This window comes from Pararhizobium sp. O133 (genome assembly GCF_051669845.1).
Classification (GTDB): domain Bacteria; phylum Pseudomonadota; class Alphaproteobacteria; order Rhizobiales; family Rhizobiaceae; genus Pararhizobium.
In genome coordinates this window covers 853,614-869,623 of sequence record NZ_CP196426.1, presented here as the reverse complement: position 1 = coordinate 869,623, position 16,010 = coordinate 853,614, and the positions used below count along the sequence as shown (strand labels likewise).

Genomic DNA, 16,010 nt, shown 5'->3' with positions numbered 1-16,010 from the left:
GGTCAGGACGCCGCCGAAATCTTGCTGGTCTTCAGCAATATATTCGTTTCCGTCAGATTGATCCCATCGATCAGGCGGATGAGGCGCAGCGTCTCGTCGAACGTGCCGAGGTCCTTATCCTCCAGTTCGGCGATGAAGTCCCAGCGGCCATTGGTCGAATGAAGGGCGCGGACCTGCGGCAGGCCGCGCAGTTGGGCGGCGACGCGGTCGGCCATCTTGCCGTGGATCTCGATCATGACGATGGCGCGCACGCCGCTGCCGGAAAGCTCCGCACCGGTGCGAATGGTGAAGGCGGCGATCGTGCCCGACGCGACCAGCCGGTCGATCCGGGCGGCGACCGTGGCTCTGGACGCACCGGTCATGGCGGCAAGCGATGAGACAGGCGTGCGGGCATTGTGGCGCAGCGCGCTGATCAGGGCATGATCGAGGTCATCCAGGCTTATCATTTTGCTCATCCGTACTTGGCATAATGCCGATTATTGCCTTCCATTTGCCAGTTTTCCATCTATTTGCCAACGCCTGAACCCGTATAATCCGCCGAGAAAACCGGGCAAACCGGCATAACGCAAACCCGCGGGGAAACCATGGCTGAAACCAAGAAAAAGATCACCCTGATCGGCGCACCGATCGAAGAAGGATCCGGCCGTCGCGGTTGCGCCATGGGGCCTGCCGCCCTGCGCATCGGGGGTCTCGACACAACACTTGCCGAACTCGGCCATAGCGTGACCGATGAGGGTGACGTGAAGCCGCTGCCGGCCCGCGACATGCCCAACCACAAGGGCGCCAACAACCTGCAGATCGTCACGGCCTTCACCCGCGCGCTCGATTCCGCCGTGCATGACGTTGCCCGTGCCGGCGGCGTGCCGATCGTTCTCGGCGGCGACCATGCGCTGGCCATGGGCTCGGTCTCCGGCATGGCCCGTCACGCCGCCGATGTCGGCCGGCCGCTCTTCGTGCTCTGGCTCGATGCCCACGCCGATTTCAACTCGCCGGCCACCACCCCGTCCGGCAACATGCACGGCATGCCGGTCGCCTTCTTCTGCGGTCAGGCGGAATTTGCCCCGATCCTCGACAAGGACCGTCCCTTCGTCGACCCGAAAAGGGTCTACCAGGTTGGCATCCGCTCGGTCGACGAACGCGAGCGCGAAGAAATTGCCAAGCATGGCGTCAATGTCTTCGACATGCGCGCCATCGACGAGACCGGCATGGCGCATATCATGCATGAGATCATCGCCACGGTGAAGGATGCCAACGGCCTGTTGCATGTCAGCCTCGACGTCGATTTCCTCGATCCCGAATTTGCCCCGGGCGTCGGCACCACGGTTCCCGGCGGCGCCACTTTCCGCGAAGCCCATTTGATCATGGAAATGCTGTGCGATACCGGGCTAGTTTCCTCGGTCGACCTCGTCGAACTCAATCCGTTCCTCGACGATCGCGGCAAGAGCGCCCGCATTCTCGTCGAACTGACGGCCAGCCTGTTCGGCCGCCGCATCCTCGATCGCCCGACCCGCAGCGCCTGAGACCACAAGAAAAAACTTCCGGAGGACCCATGAACACGACCAATGCCCTGATTGAAACCGAATACCGGCTGGGCGCGCATAACTACAAGCCGCTCGACGTCGTGCTGTCGCGCGGCGAAGGCGTCTATGTCTGGGATCTCGACGGCAACCGTTATCTCGACTGTCTCTCGGCCTATTCCGCCGTCAACCAGGGCCATTGCCATCCGAAGATCCTGGCGGCGATGGTGGAACAGGCGAGCAAGCTCACGCTGACATCCCGCGCTTTCCGCAACGACCAGCTGGCGCATCTCTACGAGGAACTGGCCGCTCTCACCGGCAGCCACAAGATCCTGCCGATGAACTCGGGCGCCGAAGCCGTCGAAACCGCCGTCAAGGCGGTGCGCAAATGGGGTTACGAGGTCAAGGGCGTTGCCGAGAACAAGGCCGAGATCATCGTCTGTTCCAACAATTTCCACGGACGCACCATGGGCATTGTCGGCTTCTCCACCGATCCGGATGCGCGTACCGGCTTCGGCCCCTTCGCGCCGGGTTTCCGCACTGTTCCGTTCGGCGATATCGACGCCTTTCGCTCCGCGATCAACAAAAACACCGTTGCCTTCCTGATCGAACCGATCCAGGGCGAAGCTGGCGTCATGATCCCGCCGCAGGATTATTTCCCGGAAGTCCGCGCACTCTGCTCCAAGCATGGCATCACGCTGATCCTGGATGAGATCCAGACCGGGCTTGGCCGCACCGGCAAGCTTCTGGCCGAAGAGCATGAAGGCATCGAGGCCGACGTGACCCTGATCGGCAAGGCGCTGTCTGGCGGCTTCTACCCGGTCTCGGCCGTGCTTTCGAATTCCGAGGTTCTCGGCGTCCTGAAGCCGGGCCAGCATGGCTCGACCTTCGGTGGCAACCCGCTCGCGTGCGCCATCGCTCGCGCCTCGCTGAAGGTCCTGACCGAAGAAGACATGATCGGCAATTCGCAGCGCATGGGCGATCGCTTCCAGGCCGGCCTCAAGGACATCCGCTCGAACATCATCAAGGAAGTCCGTGGCCGCGGCCTGATGCTGGCCGTTGAACTGGTACCGGAAGCCGGCGGCGCCCGCAAATATTGCGAGGCGCTGAAGGAGCGCGGCATTCTCGCCAAGGATACCCATGGCGACACGATCAGGATTGCACCGCCTTTGGTGATCACCGCAGATCAGGTCGATTGGGCCGTCGAGCAATTTGCCGCCGTCCTGTTGAACTGACCTGTTCACAGAAGAGAAAGCGCGTTCCGTTTGCCTCGGGACGCGCAACCTGTTCATGTGGAACTTTTAAAGGCTTACCGTGCGTTGCGGTAACCGACAGAATAATATGACTTTGATTGCGATATATGACGTCGCCTCCAAATATTTAAATATTTAATTAAGACGTGCCCCCCAAATTGCCGCAAGCGCGATTGGCCCGACGCCAAGCATGAGGCAAGCGCGGCGCCGATGAACCGGCATCCCATTTAAAGTCATTTTATATCTCGCGGCATGTCGTCACCGAATGCCGGGCTTTCGCCTGAGAAAATTTTGGAGAAAATGATGCCTGTTTTTGGAAATCGATTTCGTACGGACGCCAACGCCATTCTTTCGGCCATGCAGCGATCGCAGGCCATCATCGAATTCGACCTGCAGGGCAGGATCCTGACGGCCAACGAGAATTTCTGCAAGGCGATGGGCTATACCCTTACGGAAATTATCGGCCAGAACCATCGCCTGTTCGTCGATCCGGCCGACGCGGCCAGCCCTGACTATCGCGAATTCTGGGCGCGGTTCGGGCGCGGAGAATACGACAGCCGCCAGTACAAGCGGGTCGGCAAGGGCGGCAGGGAAATATGGATCGAAGCCTCCTACAACCCGATCTTCCGGGGCGGAAGGCCCTACAAGGTCGTGAAGTTCGCAACCGATATCACTGCGGCAAAGCTGAAGAGCGCCGATGATGCAGGCAAGATCGAAGCGATCTCGCGAGCTCAAGCGGTCATCGAGTTCACGCCTACCGGCGATATCTTGACAGCGAACGAGAATTTCCTGTTGACGCTGGGCTACAAGCTTGCCGAAATCCAGGACAAGCATCACAGCATGTTCTGCGATCCCGCCTATGCCAATGGCGAGGAATACGCGACATTCTGGAGCAATCTGCGGGCGGGCCAGTTCATCGCCGACGAGTTCATGCGCATCGGGCGCGGCGGCAAACATATCTGGATTCAGGCCAGCTACAATCCGATCTTCGACCTCAATGGCCGCGTGACCAAGGTCGTCAAGTTCGCAACCGACATTACCGGGCGCGTTCAAAACAGCGAAACGCTGGCCGGCGCGCTTGAGGATCTGGCGGCAGGCAATCTCGACCAGTCCCTCGATGAAAGATTCATCCCCGCACTGGAAAAGCTGCGCCTGAGCTTTACCGGTTCCGCCTCCAGGCTCAAGCTGGCCCTACGCACCGTAGGCCACAATGCCGCAGCGATTGCTGCCGGTTCGAACGAAATCCGCAATGCGGCCGGGGATCTGTCGAAGCGGACGGAGCAACAGGCAGCTTCGATCGAGGAAACCGCCGCCGCACTCGAGCAGATCACCACCACCGTCGCTGATTCGAGCCGGCGTGCCGAGGACGCCGGCAAGCTGGTTGCCCAGACCAAGGAAAATGCGGAGCGGTCGAGCGCCGTGGTCAACAACGCGGTCGAAGCCATGAGCCAGATCGCAGCCTCCTCCGGCGAAATCAGCAATATTATCGGCGTCATTGACGAAATCGCCTTCCAGACCAACCTCCTGGCGCTGAATGCCGGCGTCGAGGCAGCCCGTGCCGGTGATGCCGGCAAGGGATTTGCCGTTGTCGCGCAGGAAGTTCGCGAGCTCGCACAACGCTCGGCGAAAGCGGCGAAAGAGATCAAGAGCCTGATCACTGCCTCCAGCGAACAAGTGAAAAGCGGCGTGTCGCTGGTCGGCCAGACGGGCCAGGCGCTGGAGGAAATCCTTGCGCAGGTGCACCAGATCAACACGAATGTGGCGGCTATTGTAGAAGGTGCGAAAGAACAGGCGACAGGTTTGAAAGAAATTAACCAGGCTGTGAATACAATGGACCAAGGTACACAGCAGAATGCAGCGATGGTCGAGCAATCCACGGCTGCCAGCCACACTTTGGCGAAGGAAGCGGAAGGTCTTTTCAGGCTTCTCAGCCAGTTCAAGGTCGGCGAGGCACAGGGGCGCATAATGACGGCGCGGCAGGACGTTAAACCGGTCGCCTCCCCGGCCCGCGCGATGGCCAACCGGGTGGTGAACGCCTTTAGTTCAAACGTGGCAGTTGCCGCCAATCGGGATAGCTGGGAAGAATTTTGATGAACAACACAATCGCAACAGGTACCTTCGGTCACGAAACCCTCGAGATCATCGCCTTCCGTCTTCATGATCAGGAATTCTGCGTGAAGACGACGACGATCCGCGAAATCCGCGGCTGGGCGCCATCGACGCCGATCCCCCATTCGCCGGCCGACGTGCTCGGCGTCATGAACCTGCGCGGCACGGTCATCCCGATCATCGACCTCGCTCACAAGCTCGGCATGAAGAGCACGGTTGCCAACGAACGCAGCGCCATCGTCGTTGCCGAAGTCCACAACATGGTCATCGGCCTCGTCGTCGACCGCGTTTCCGACATTCTGACCGTCCGTGGCGACCAGGTTCAGCCGGTTCCGGAAATCACCACATCCTTCGACAAGAGCTATGCGGAAGGCATTATCGCCAACGAGACCGGCATGATCTGCTTCCTCAATCTCGCCCGCATGTTCAAGGAACGCGAAATGGACGACATGGCCGCCTGATCGGCGCCTGTTTTGTCAAAAGACTCGGAGCGGCCCATGCGGCCGCTCTCAGACTGCTGACAAACCCGTCGATTTTTCTCGGCGGGTTTTCTTGTTTGTGGAGTGCGCGCTCAGGTAGTGTTTGTGCGGCCGGGTAGTGTTATCCGAAGCGGGCCATGGCCTTATCCCCAGGCGGGCTTTGAAGCCTTGGTCATTGCGGTTGCGATCTTTTTGATGTTCTGCGCGGCGGCGGCGAGAAGGCATTGCCATCTGACTTTGATCAGGCCGCGGAAGCGTGCATAACGATGGCCGTGAAGCTGTTTGGCGTCGGCAAAGGAGCGCTCGACCGTCTCCTTTCGCCGCTTGTAAATCGCCTTGCCCCAAGGCGTCTTGCGATGAGCGTCTGTTCGCTCGCGGGCATCTTGCCAGACATGGCGGGTGATGGTGCGCTCTGCTTTGGCGTTAGAGGTGCAGGAGGCAAGCAGCGGGCAGTCACGGCAGAGGGCGGGGTCGGAGCCGTAATGCTTGTAGCCGGTGCGGTCGGTGGTGGCATAGGTCAGCAACTGGCCCTGAGGGCAGCGATAGCCGTCCGTCTCGGGCTCGTAGACGAACTTCGACTTGCGCATCATCCCGGCCTTGGGCGGTGTCGGGTTGCGATAGCCGGTCACTCCGAGGATGTCTCTGTCCTCCAGTCCCTTGGCGATGCCCGACGTGGCATAGCCCGCGTCGAGCCCCACCGCACCGACGTTGAAGTCGAAGCGCGCGCGCTGCCGGTCGAGGCGTTCGAGGTAGACGATGCTGTCATGCACATTGGCAGGTGTCACATGGGTGTCGGTGATGATGGCATGGCGGCCATCCACCGTGCGATGATCCAAGTAAAAGAAGCCCTTGGGCTTGCCGTCGCGCACCATATAGCCGCTGTCCGAGTCGGTGCGGCTGACCTTGGTTTCCTTCACCATAGGCTCGCGCTCTTTTTCCTTCAACGGCTTCTGGCCATGGGCGGCGCGCTCCGCCTCGATTGCCCGGTCGAGATCGGTCCAGTAGTCGGCGCGTGACTTGGCAATCATCTCCAAGTCGTACTTGCCCTTGTTGGCATTGGCCTTCAGATGCGTCGAATCCGTGTACAGCACCGTGCCATCGACCAGGCCGTGCCGGATCGCCTGCTCGACGATCGCATCGAAGATATCCTGCGCCACGTCGGTATCCTTGAAGCGACGGCGGCGGTTCTGCGACAGCGTCGAGGCATCAAAGACCGGGTCGGTCAGCTTCATCCGCAAGAACCACCGATAGGCGACGTTGACTTCGATCTCGCGCACCAACTGCCGCTCCGAGCGTATCCCGAACAGGTAGCCGATGAACAGCGCCTTGAACATGCAGGTCGGATCGAGGGCCGGCCGGCCGTTGTCGGCGCAGTAGTGCCCGGCAACGCGGTCATGGATGAAGGAGAAGTCGATCACCGCATCGATCTTGCGAAGCAGATGATCCTTTGGAACCAGCCCATCGAGCGTCACCATCTCGAGAGCCGTCTGTTCGGGAGCAGGTTTCTTCAACATGTCCCACTGAATCACAAACCCCTGGCTGTGGCCAGAGGTTTGTCAGCAGTCTGAGAGCGGCCCATGCGGCCGCTCTTTTCGTTTGAGTGCCCGAGCCAGCTACTGTCTTCCAAGACCTCCACACTCTCCGTCATGATCGGAGTTCTGGATCCTCGGCTCAGTGGTCGAGGATGACGGAGTGCGGGCAGACCTCTCGCCATAGCAGGCGACGATGGAACCGTAACCCGATCAAGCCAGTGCCGCCGCATCCTCGCCGACAAAAAACCGGCGGCGGTATTCGCCCGGCGATAGCCCAAGCAACTTGCGGAAGATCTTGCGAAACGCGCCGGGATCTTCATAGCCGATCTGCCAGGCAATCTGCTCGACCTTGATGCTGGAAATCTCCAGAAGCTCGCGCGCCTTGGCGATCCTGAGTTGCTGGCAATATTCCGTCGGATTGAGACCCGTCGCCTTCTGGAAGCGGCGCAGGAAGGTGCGCTCCCCGAGACCGGCGCGCTCGGCCATCATTTCCAGCGTAATCTTTTCGGTGTGATGCGCCTGCAGCCAGTGCTGGATCTTCAGCACCGCTTCGTCGCCGTGATGCAGTTTCGGCGCAAAGGTACTGTAGAAGGTCTGCTCTCGCCCCGCCGGATCGACCAGCATGAAACGCGCCGTCGCCAGCTGGATGCTGGGGCTCATGAAGCGCGCGACGAGCTTTAGCCCCAGATCGATCCAGGCCATCATCGCACCCGCCGTGATGATATCGCCATCGTCGATGATCAGCTTGCTGACATCAACCTTGATACCGGGAAACTTGCCGGAAATCTGCTCCGAATGCGTCCAGTGGGTGGTCGCCAGCCGCCCCTCGAGCAGGCCTGATTCCGCCATCAGATAGGCGCCGCCGCAGATCGAGCAGATCGTCGTGCCGGCTCGGTGCTGCGCCTTGATCCACCCTGGAAAAGCAGCCATGCGCTCGCCGACCGGCAGGTTGGTGAGGCTCGGCGGCAGGATCAGCGCGATCAGGCCCCGCTCCGGCAGGCCCGGATGGCTGTCGAATGCCTTTTCCACGGATGTCCCATCAACCGAGAGCTGCCAGTGGCTGACGCGGATGCGCGCCGGTGCACGACCGCCCTGCTCCTCGCTCATCAGGTTGGCGACATGGAACAGGTCGGTCAGCCCGTGGATCGCGGCACGCTGCGCCTCCGGATAGACGACAATTCCGATCTCCGCTGGTTCACCGAGAGCCATTTGTCAGTTCCGTCCCGCTTAATGTCAGTTTCGCCAATCCCGAGTTTAGGCCCCGCTTGGTATCAAAGCAACAAGACGGGCGGCGGAAACGGATTGACCGAGACGGAGCCGCCCATCGAGGAAAAACAACCGGATAGAACAAGGGAACACGACAATGACCATCATCGCCTCCACCGAAAGCGCCATCCTCTCCCGCCGCAGCGTCCTCTTCGGAGCAGCCGGTATCACCGGTCTCGCAGGCCTTCCGGCCGCAGCCGTAGCAGCCAACTCCACCACCGCAGCCAACAGCAACGAGGGGAACAGGACCATGGGCAGCAAGATCATCACCCGCGACGGCGTCGAAATCTACTACAAGGACTGGGGTCCGAAGGATGGCAAGGTTGTCATCCTCAGCCATGGCTGGCCGCTGTCTGCCGACAGCTGGGAAGCCCAGGCCTTCCACCTTGCCCTGAACGGCTTCCGCGTCATCACTCATGACCGCCGCGGCCATGGCCGCTCATCGCAGCCCTGGGATGGCAACGACATGGATCACTATGCCGACGACCTGTCCGACCTGATCGAGCAGCTGGATCTGAAGGACATCTTCTTGGCCGGCTTCTCCACCGGCGGCGGCGAAATCACCCGCTATGTCGGCCGCCATGGCACCAGCCGGATCGCCAAGCTGGGCCTTATCTCCGCCGTGCCGCCGCTGATGGTCAAGACCGAAGCCAACCCGCTCGGTCTGCCGAAGGACGTGTTCGACGGCATCCAGGCCGCCAGCATCGTCGATCGCTCCAAGCTCTACCGCGACATCGCATCCGGCCCCTTCTTCGGCTTCAACCGGCCGGGCGCCGTCGCCTCGCAGGGCATGATCGACAGCTTCTGGCTGCAGGGCATGATGGGCGGCCATAAGAACACCTATGACTCGGTCGTCGCCTTCTCGCAGTCCGACTTTACCGAGGACCTGAAGAAGTTCGATGTGCCGACACTCATCATCCATGGCGACGACGACCAGATCGTGCCGATCGATGCCGCCGCCCGTTCATCCAAGAAACTGGTGCCGCACGCCATCCTCAAGGTCTATGCCGGCGCCCCGCACGGCATCACCGACACGCACAAACAGCAGCTGAACGCCGACCTGCTCGAGTTCGCACGGTCCTGAGACACCGGCTATCCGGCGCCGCTTCACAGGCGGCGCCGGCCTCCTCCCATTCTCTTCAACCCGATCCGCACTGGAGCACGACCATGGCCCGCACACTCGCCGCACTCGATACATCCACTGAAATCGATCCCGCCCGCCGCCGATTCCTTGCTCTTGGCGGCGCCATCGCAACCCTCCCGTTCTGGCCGAAGACCATGTTTGCCACCGAAACTCACCGCATCGCACAGGGCGATTTCGACATCACCGTCCTCAGCGACGGCTACATCACCCTGCCGGCCGATATCATCATGCCGGAAGCTTCCCCGGCGGAGCGGGTCGACATTCTGAAACGCCTCGGCGGCAATGCCGACAGCGCCCAGGCACCGTCCAATATCCCGGTCATCCGCACGGCCAAGGACATCATCGTCGTTGATGTCGGTTCGGGCACGAACTTCCAGGCGACCGCCGGCACGTTCGGCACGAATTTCGACATGACCGGCATCGACCCCGCCGATGTCACCAAGGTCGTCTTCACCCATGCCCATCCGGACCATACCGGCGGCACGCTGACGGAGGCCGGCAAGTTGCGTTTTCCCAACGCCGAATATTTCGTCTCCGAGAAGGAATGGGCTTTCTGGATCGACCCCGATTTCGAAACGAAGATGCCGAAGACACTGCACGACTTTGCCCGCGGCGCCCAGCGTGACCTGTTCGCGGTCAAGGATCGGGTCAAGCTGGTCAAGGACGGCGACGACATCGTCACCGGCATACGCGTGCTCGATACCGCCGGCCATACGCCGGGCCATATCTCGCTGGAGCTTGCCGGTGGCGATGGCCTGATCATCTCTGCCGATGCCGCCACCAACCGGATCGTCTCATTCGAACATCCCGGCTGGAAATTCGGCTTCGACACTCAGCAGGACGTGGCGATCCGCAACCGCCAGGCATTGATGGACCGCGCCGCGACCGACCGCATCAAGCTGCTCGGTTATCACTGGACCTATCCCGGCATCGGCTATGCCGAGCGCAAGGGAACCGGCTACCGCTTCGCCGCCGCCTAAAGCGATCTCGATACGCCAACCTTACGCCCAGAGTCCCGCACATTGCGGGGCTTTGACTTTAGCACCGGGCGCACCACACAATGATCGGCGCCATCGCCCTTGAACGCTTTGAGAGATCAGCCTATTTCCCTGCCATGGCCAATCACCGCGAGACAATCGAGCCCGCCCCAACGACACTGGACAGGCTTCGTTCGCGGCTGCGTGTGCTCTATCTCGGAACCGGCCCACGGGCTGTCCGCTTCCAGGTCGTCATGGCGCTGGTCGATCTCGCCATCATCATCTTCTTCCTGCTTGGGCCCTATTTCAGCGGTGGCAGGACCTATCTTATCGTCGACTATGTCATTGCAGCGCTGATTGCCTTCGAGCTCGCAGCACGCGCGCTGCTCACCAACAGCTTCATGCGCTGGCTGACGCGGCCGATGACCTGGGTCGATATCGCCATCCTGGCGACACTGCTGTTTCCCACGACCTTCTCGAATTTTGCCTTCCTGCGCGCGTTTCGCATCTGGTCGCTCAGCCAGAGCAAGGTCTTCACGCTTTTGGTCAAGCGGGCCGGCTGCGGTGAGTGGGAAGATGTCATCCGCGCTTGCGTCAACTTCCTCACCTTCCTCTTCCTCGTCACGGGCTTCGTCTACACGACGTTCTTCTATCATGAGGCCGGCATCGACGGCTTTATCGACGCGCTCTATTTCACCGTCGCCACCGTGACCACGACCGGATTTGGCGACATCACCTTGCCCGGCGCGCTCGGCAAGCTGACCTCGATCGTCACGATGATCTTCGGCATCTCGCTGTTCGTACGGCTGGCGCAGGCAATCGTGCGTCCGCACAAGGTCGTCTTCCCCTGCCCGCAATGCGGCCTGCAGCGCCACGAGACCGACGCCGTGCACTGCAAGGCCTGCGGCCATGTGCTGAATATTCCCGACGAGGGAAGCTGAAGCGGACGGCCGGGCTCGGGTGCAGGCAGATTGTGCGACGCGCTCGAATCGTGCGATGGTGCAGTCAGCGTTTGTCGTGGTGTTTTCGCCAGTTGGCCAGAGAACAGCAATGCCCTCTCAGCCATGATGCCACGGTGGAAACTGCGTGTATCCGAGTTTGTCTTCTCCTCTTCTGAATTTCGGCATCCGCACATGGCATGGCTTCTTTCGATTTATACCTTGATATGCCTGTTCTTTCTCGACAATACCTATCGCGAGGGCGAAGCTGCGGGTGGTGTGTGGGATGGGATGCGTGTTCTCGGGCTGGTTTTATGCCTGTTGTGGCCGCTGCTTGTCGTTCATGTGATTTTCTCCGCCTACAGGGATCGGCAAACGGCTGACAGACGTCCATAGTCCCGCCTGTAAAATACGCCAGAATGGTGGTGCGGGATCGAGAGCAACGGATGGCCAAAGCATGTCAGGACGTTAAGCGTAAGACCGACGGAATTCGGATTCTGGCATGACAGGGGCGCGCAACCGTCGATCCGGCAGGCTGTTCTTCATCATCACCCTTGCCCTGGTCTTCATCGGGATCCTGGCAACAGTGCTGCTTGCCAATCGCCATCGCAATCTCGACCTCCTCCTGACCTCCCTCGGCTATCAGGATCTGCTGCCGAAGGAAGAGCCCGTCGCCAAAACAGTCACGGTCAAGACAAGCAAGGGTGTTCGTCTGCCTGCGGCGAAGATGGTTCTGCCAACCTATGCCTTCGCGGATTTCAATGCGCCGAAGCAGCATTTTCTGCGCCTGATCCAGAGCGATCCCAGGACATTGTGCGAAAAGGTGAAAGAAGGCGGCTTCAGCGATCTCGACTGGACGATCAGCGACGCCAGCAAGGACAAGTGGGAATGCTCCTCCACGGTCGATCTGCCGCCGAGAGGCGCGGACGATCAGGTCCAGTCCTCGGTCTTCATCTTCATCAAGGGTGATGGCGAAAACCGCGTCACGTCCTTCCGCGTCAAGTTGAACATCGAGAATTCGAACGATGCGATCAAGGTCGCCGATCTCGCTGGCAACGCGGCCAATATCTTCCTGCGCCAGGTCCGTTGGGGAAATCCGGGTGAAATCCTCGGCAAGATCCATCGGCTGGAAGCCTTCGACATCCGCAATTTCGGCAGCCGCATCCAGTTCAAGCGGGAATTCGGCGAAACCCCGCGCTACAACTTCCTTGCCAACCAGATCAGCAAGGCGGGCAAGGCAAGCCCGGGGACTATCTACTTCGACCGCGAACGATGGTTTCCGCTGACCGACAGCAACGGCGTGCCGATGATCGATGGCATGATGGCCGGCGAAGGCTCACAGGGCCTGCCACTCACCGAACCGGCAGAATAGGCCAATATTTTCTGTCATGAAAATTTCAAGCCGGCAGGTGGTCGGACCAAGATTATGCCGCACCGCGTAACAGATGGGCGTCTTGCCGCATATCATTGCAGAATAAGGGCATTCACCCAAAAATGAGCCATTTTGGAGCGGCGCAAATTAACCACAAGGTACAAGTTTGCGATTGCGGTGGCTTGTCAAAGTCGATCATATTTAATAAATGATTAAAAGATCAAATAACGCTTTTTCGGAAAAATAGATTTCAGGGACGAAGCATTCCACGGGGATACCGAAAGCAGAAATCCTGCCTGTTATAGGAAGCATTTCCGCTCAAAATAAAAAACCGACCGGTTCTTGTACAAACAAATTTTTCAGCAGGACCAGAAAGGGTCACGCTGTCTGTCAAAAGTGCCAGGAGTAACAAACGCCATGACAGAAAAAATGATATTGCAGCAATCGGCCGCTGTCGCTGTAGAAGATAGCAGGCTGAGCAGAACACTTTCCGCCAGACTGCCGGTTCAGAACAATGATCGGCGTGCTGACGAAACGAATTTTTACATCAATCCGGCCAACGCCCCGGACATGCCCGCTCAACTGGCTGCCAAGCGCGGCATGGACATTTTCGGCTCATTCCTCGGCCTGCTCGTTCTTTCGCCGCTCATGCTTCTGGTCGCCATTCTCATCAAGCTGGAAAGCAAGGGTCCGGTCTTCTTCCGGCAGCTGCGCACGGGTATCAACGAGACCCCGTTCGAAATCCTGAAGTTCCGCTCGATGTATACCGATCTCTGCGACAACAGCGGTGTACGCCAGACGATCGACAACGACCCGCGCATCACTCCACTCGGCCGCATCCTGCGCAAGACCAATCTCGATGAGCTGCCGCAACTGTTGAACGTCCTGATCGGCGACATGTCGCTGGTTGGTCCGCGCCCGCACGTTCCGGATATGTTGGCGGCCGGCCGCACCTATTCCGATCTCGTTCAGGGTTACGAGTACCGCCACCTGATGCGCCCGGGCATAACCGGCCTCGCCCAGGCGCGCGGCCTGCGTGGCCCGACGGGTCATCGCTGGATGGCGATCCGCCGTATCGTCTGCGATGTCGAATATGTCCGAAATTTTTCTCTTTTGCTGGATATCAAGATCATTATCCGCACCGTCGTCAACGAGTTAAAGGGCGGCACCGGGCTGTAAAGGCCTGCTTATCCTGGAACTGGTACAACTGAGCCACCGATGAAAATCGGTGGTTTTTTCATTTCGGGAATGATTTGGAATATGCCGCTTTAACCTGCCCAAGAGCACTGAACTCAACCTGGACCTATAGGCTTCCACCATCCTTGAAATAGCCGGGATATTGCACCTGCTCCGGATCGGGCTCGTTGGGCTTTGGTGTCTTCCCGGCAGCAAGACTGCCGTCATCGACGCCCGCGGCTGGCTCTTTCCGGGTTCTGGCTGTGTCGGGGCCTTTGACCTCGGTGAGCAGCGATGTGACGACATCCTTGACAGACATGGTGGTCTCCTTTCCTTGAAAAGGAAACGGAGCGCTTTGTGAATGGTTCCCATGAACGGTTCAGCGGCTTCCGGCCTTCCGACAAAAAACCGCCCGGAGTGACCCGGGCGGCTCTATTGTCGCTTGATGCAAGTACCGGCTTACTTCTGCCAGCTCTTGACCAGTTCGTCGTAGTTGACGGTCTGCGGCTTTTCTTTTTCGTTCTCGATCTTCAGCTGCGGAGCGAGGTTGCCGGCCTTGACGGCTTCCGCGTTCCAGTAGGCCAAGTCATGTTCCTCGGCGAGCTTCGGACCCATTTCACCCTGGATACCGGCTTTTTCCAGACGCTGCAGAACCTTCTCCTGCTCGGCGCACAGCGAATCCATGGCTTCCTGGGCGGACTTTGCACCCGAGGAAGCGTCACCGATTGCCTGCCACCATAGCTGGGCCAGCTTCGGATAGTCCGGGATGTTCGTGCCGGTCGGCGACCACTGGACGCGGGCCGGCGAACGGTAGAACTCGATCAGACCGCCGAGCTTCGGCGCACGTTCCGTGAAGCTCGGGTGCTGGACCGTCGATTCGCGGATCAGCGTCAGGCCGACATGGGCCTTCTTGACGTCGACAGTCTTGGAGGTGACGAACTGCGCGTAGAGCCACGCGGCCTTGGCGCGGTCGTCCGGCGTGGACTTGAGCAGCGTCCAGGAGCCGACGTCCTGATAGCCGAGCTTCATGCCGTCCTTCCAGTAGACGCCGTGCGGCGACGGAGCAAAGCGCCACTTCGGCGTACCGTCCGCATTGACGACCGGCAGGCCTTCCTTGACGAAGTCGGCCGTGAACGCCGTATAGGTGAACATCTGCTGGGCGACTTCACCCTGGGCCGGAACCGGGCCGGCTTCGCCGAAGGTCATGCCCTGGGCAGCGGCCGGTGCATAGGCCTTCAACCAGTCGAGATATTTCTGGATGGCGTATACGGAAGCCGGACCGTTGGTGTCGCCGCCGCGGGCAACGCAAGAACCGACCGGCTGGGACTTCTCGTTGACCTTGATGCCCCATTCGTCGACCGGAAGACCGTTCGGCAGTCCCTTGTCGCCGTTACCGGCCATCGACAGCCAGGCGTCGGTGAAGCGCCAGCCGAGCGACGGGTCTTTCTTGCCGTAGTCCATGTGACCATAGACCTTCTTGCCGTCGATTTCGCGACCGGTGAAGAATTCGGCGATGTCTTCATAAGCCGACCAGTTGACGGGAACGCCGAGGTCGTAGCCGTACTTCGCCTTGAAGTCCGCCTTGTTCTTCTCGTCGTTGAACCAGTCGTAGCGGAACCAATAGAGGTTCGCGAACTGCTGGTCGGGCAGCTGATAGAGGTCGCCGTCCGGAGCAGTGGTGAACTTCGTTCCGATGAAGTCGGCGAGATCGAGACCGGGATTGGTCACGTCCTTGCCTTCGTTTTCCATCCACTTGGTCAGCGAACGGGCCTGCTGGTAGCGCCAATGGGTGCCGATCAGGTCGCTATCGTTGACATAGGCATCATAGACGTTTTCACCCGACTGCATCTGTGTCTGCAGCTTCTCGACGACGTCGCCTTCGCCGATCAGGTCGTGGGTGATCTTGATGCCGGTGATGGCGGTGAAGGCAGGCGCCAGAACCTTGGATTCATATTCGTGCGTGGTGATGGTTTCGGAAACCACCTTGATGTCCATGCCGGCGAACGGCTTGGCCGCATCGATGAACCATTGCATTTCCGCTTCCTGGCCGGCGCGGTCGAGCGCCGACAGGTCGCCGACTTCCTTGTCGAGGAACTGTTTCGCCTCGTCCATGCCGGCGAATGCGGAGCCGGTAAAGGCCAGAAGCATGACTGCTGTCGTTGTTAGAAGATGCCGTCGCATAGGTGTCCTCCCTTAAAGGTTTTGCGATTGCAGTGTCGGACGGCCCGGTTCCTCCCTGGCTGTCCG

The 16,010-nt window shown here is 60.0% G+C and carries 14 protein-coding genes; 9 read left to right on the top strand and 5 right to left on the bottom strand.

What is annotated here, in order from left to right; translation table 11 throughout:
- Positions 1 to 2: 2 nt before the first annotated feature.
- Positions 3 to 446 (bottom strand): Lrp/AsnC family transcriptional regulator, encoded by a 444-nt coding sequence (locus ACST81_RS04100; RefSeq protein ID WP_438751570.1) that lies wholly within the window; start codon positions 444 to 446, stop codon positions 3 to 5.
- Between the two features lie 138 nt (positions 447 to 584).
- Between ACST81_RS04100 and rocF the strand changes: the two genes are divergently transcribed.
- The 4 genes from rocF to ACST81_RS04080 all read left to right on the top strand — a co-directional run bounded on the left by rocF (position 585) and on the right by ACST81_RS04080 (position 5,340).
- Positions 585 to 1,520, top strand: coding sequence for an arginase (rocF, locus tag ACST81_RS04095; RefSeq protein WP_438751569.1), 936 nt, complete (start codon positions 585 to 587; stop codon positions 1,518 to 1,520).
- 29 nt (positions 1,521 to 1,549) lie between these two features.
- Positions 1,550 to 2,752: an ornithine--oxo-acid transaminase gene (gene rocD, locus ACST81_RS04090; RefSeq protein WP_438751567.1), complete on the top strand. Its 1,203-nt coding sequence runs from the start codon at positions 1,550 to 1,552 to the stop codon at positions 2,750 to 2,752.
- A gap of 321 nt (positions 2,753 to 3,073) precedes the next feature.
- Positions 3,074 to 4,861 (top strand): methyl-accepting chemotaxis protein, encoded by a 1,788-nt coding sequence (locus tag ACST81_RS04085; RefSeq protein ID WP_438753369.1) that lies wholly within the window; start codon positions 3,074 to 3,076, stop codon positions 4,859 to 4,861.
- Positions 4,861 to 5,340, top strand: coding sequence for a chemotaxis protein CheW (locus ACST81_RS04080; protein WP_325463718.1), 480 nt, complete (start codon positions 4,861 to 4,863; stop codon positions 5,338 to 5,340). Before ACST81_RS04085 ends, ACST81_RS04080 begins: the two co-directional genes overlap by 1 nt.
- A gap of 161 nt (positions 5,341 to 5,501) precedes the next feature.
- On the opposite strand, the gene ACST81_RS04075 is transcribed toward ACST81_RS04080, so the two are convergent.
- Both ACST81_RS04075 and ACST81_RS04070 read right to left on the bottom strand, forming a co-directional pair.
- Positions 5,502 to 6,872 (bottom strand): IS1182 family transposase, encoded by a 1,371-nt coding sequence (locus ACST81_RS04075; RefSeq protein WP_438751402.1) that lies wholly within the window; start codon positions 6,870 to 6,872, stop codon positions 5,502 to 5,504.
- 228 nt (positions 6,873 to 7,100) lie between these two features.
- Positions 7,101 to 8,099: a GlxA family transcriptional regulator gene (locus tag ACST81_RS04070; RefSeq protein WP_438751566.1), complete on the bottom strand. Its 999-nt coding sequence runs from the start codon at positions 8,097 to 8,099 to the stop codon at positions 7,101 to 7,103.
- 154 nt (positions 8,100 to 8,253) lie between these two features.
- Between ACST81_RS04070 and ACST81_RS04065 the strand changes: the two genes are divergently transcribed.
- The 5 genes from ACST81_RS04065 (at position 8,254) to ACST81_RS04045 (ending at position 13,766) form a co-directional block, all read left to right on the top strand.
- On the top strand, positions 8,254 to 9,240 hold the full coding sequence (locus ACST81_RS04065; RefSeq protein ID WP_438751565.1) for an alpha/beta fold hydrolase: 987 nt from the start codon (positions 8,254 to 8,256) through the stop codon (positions 9,238 to 9,240).
- A gap of 83 nt (positions 9,241 to 9,323) precedes the next feature.
- Positions 9,324 to 10,280: an MBL fold metallo-hydrolase gene (locus ACST81_RS04060; RefSeq protein ID WP_438751564.1), complete on the top strand. Its 957-nt coding sequence runs from the start codon at positions 9,324 to 9,326 to the stop codon at positions 10,278 to 10,280.
- Between the two features lie 134 nt (positions 10,281 to 10,414).
- Positions 10,415 to 11,218 carry a potassium channel family protein gene (locus ACST81_RS04055; protein ID WP_438753367.1) on the top strand — a complete coding sequence of 268 codons (804 nt, stop codon included), beginning with the start codon at positions 10,415 to 10,417 and terminating at the stop codon, positions 11,216 to 11,218.
- A 499-nt stretch (positions 11,219 to 11,717) separates the two neighbouring features.
- Positions 11,718 to 12,587 carry a DUF6030 family protein gene (locus ACST81_RS04050; RefSeq protein WP_438751563.1) on the top strand — a complete coding sequence of 290 codons (870 nt, stop codon included), beginning with the start codon at positions 11,718 to 11,720 and terminating at the stop codon, positions 12,585 to 12,587.
- 417 nt (positions 12,588 to 13,004) lie between these two features.
- On the top strand, positions 13,005 to 13,766 hold the full coding sequence (locus ACST81_RS04045; RefSeq protein WP_438751562.1) for a sugar transferase: 762 nt from the start codon (positions 13,005 to 13,007) through the stop codon (positions 13,764 to 13,766).
- 124 nt (positions 13,767 to 13,890) lie between these two features.
- Here the strand turns inward: ACST81_RS04045 and ACST81_RS04040 are convergent, their stop codons facing one another.
- Positions 13,891 to 14,082, bottom strand: a complete 192-nt coding sequence (locus ACST81_RS04040) for a hypothetical protein (RefSeq protein WP_438751561.1) — start codon at positions 14,080 to 14,082, stop codon at positions 13,891 to 13,893.
- Between the two features lie 140 nt (positions 14,083 to 14,222).
- Positions 14,223 to 15,944, bottom strand: a complete 1,722-nt coding sequence (locus tag ACST81_RS04035) for an ABC transporter substrate-binding protein (protein WP_438751560.1) — start codon at positions 15,942 to 15,944, stop codon at positions 14,223 to 14,225.
- Between the last annotated feature and the right edge of the window lie 66 nt (positions 15,945 to 16,010).

What these genes read in the sequence shown, in the direction of transcription:
- ACST81_RS04060 (WP_438751564.1), top strand. Translation starts at nt 9,324, where the DNA reads ATGGCCCGCACACTCGCCGCACTCGATACATCCACTGAAATCGATCCC.
- ACST81_RS04055 (WP_438753367.1), top strand. Translation starts at nt 10,415, where the DNA reads ATGGCCAATCACCGCGAGACAATCGAGCCCGCCCCAACGACACTGGAC.
- rocF (WP_438751569.1), top strand. Translation starts at nt 585, where the DNA reads ATGGCTGAAACCAAGAAAAAGATCACCCTGATCGGCGCACCGATCGAA.
- ACST81_RS04075 (WP_438751402.1), bottom strand. Translation starts at nt 6,872, where the DNA reads ATGTTGAAGAAACCTGCTCCCGAACAGACGGCTCTCGAGATGGTGACG.
- ACST81_RS04045 (WP_438751562.1), top strand. Translation starts at nt 13,005, where the DNA reads ATGACAGAAAAAATGATATTGCAGCAATCGGCCGCTGTCGCTGTAGAA.
- ACST81_RS04100 (WP_438751570.1), bottom strand. Translation starts at nt 446, where the DNA reads ATGATAAGCCTGGATGACCTCGATCATGCCCTGATCAGCGCGCTGCGC.
- ACST81_RS04040 (WP_438751561.1), bottom strand. Translation starts at nt 14,082, where the DNA reads ATGTCTGTCAAGGATGTCGTCACATCGCTGCTCACCGAGGTCAAAGGC.
- ACST81_RS04080 (WP_325463718.1), top strand. Translation starts at nt 4,861, where the DNA reads ATGAACAACACAATCGCAACAGGTACCTTCGGTCACGAAACCCTCGAG.
- ACST81_RS04065 (WP_438751565.1), top strand. Translation starts at nt 8,254, where the DNA reads ATGACCATCATCGCCTCCACCGAAAGCGCCATCCTCTCCCGCCGCAGC.
- ACST81_RS04050 (WP_438751563.1), top strand. Translation starts at nt 11,718, where the DNA reads ATGACAGGGGCGCGCAACCGTCGATCCGGCAGGCTGTTCTTCATCATC.
- ACST81_RS04085 (WP_438753369.1), top strand. Translation starts at nt 3,074, where the DNA reads ATGCCTGTTTTTGGAAATCGATTTCGTACGGACGCCAACGCCATTCTT.
- ACST81_RS04035 (WP_438751560.1), bottom strand. Translation starts at nt 15,944, where the DNA reads ATGCGACGGCATCTTCTAACAACGACAGCAGTCATGCTTCTGGCCTTT.
- ACST81_RS04070 (WP_438751566.1), bottom strand. Translation starts at nt 8,099, where the DNA reads ATGGCTCTCGGTGAACCAGCGGAGATCGGAATTGTCGTCTATCCGGAG.
- rocD (WP_438751567.1), top strand. Translation starts at nt 1,550, where the DNA reads ATGAACACGACCAATGCCCTGATTGAAACCGAATACCGGCTGGGCGCG.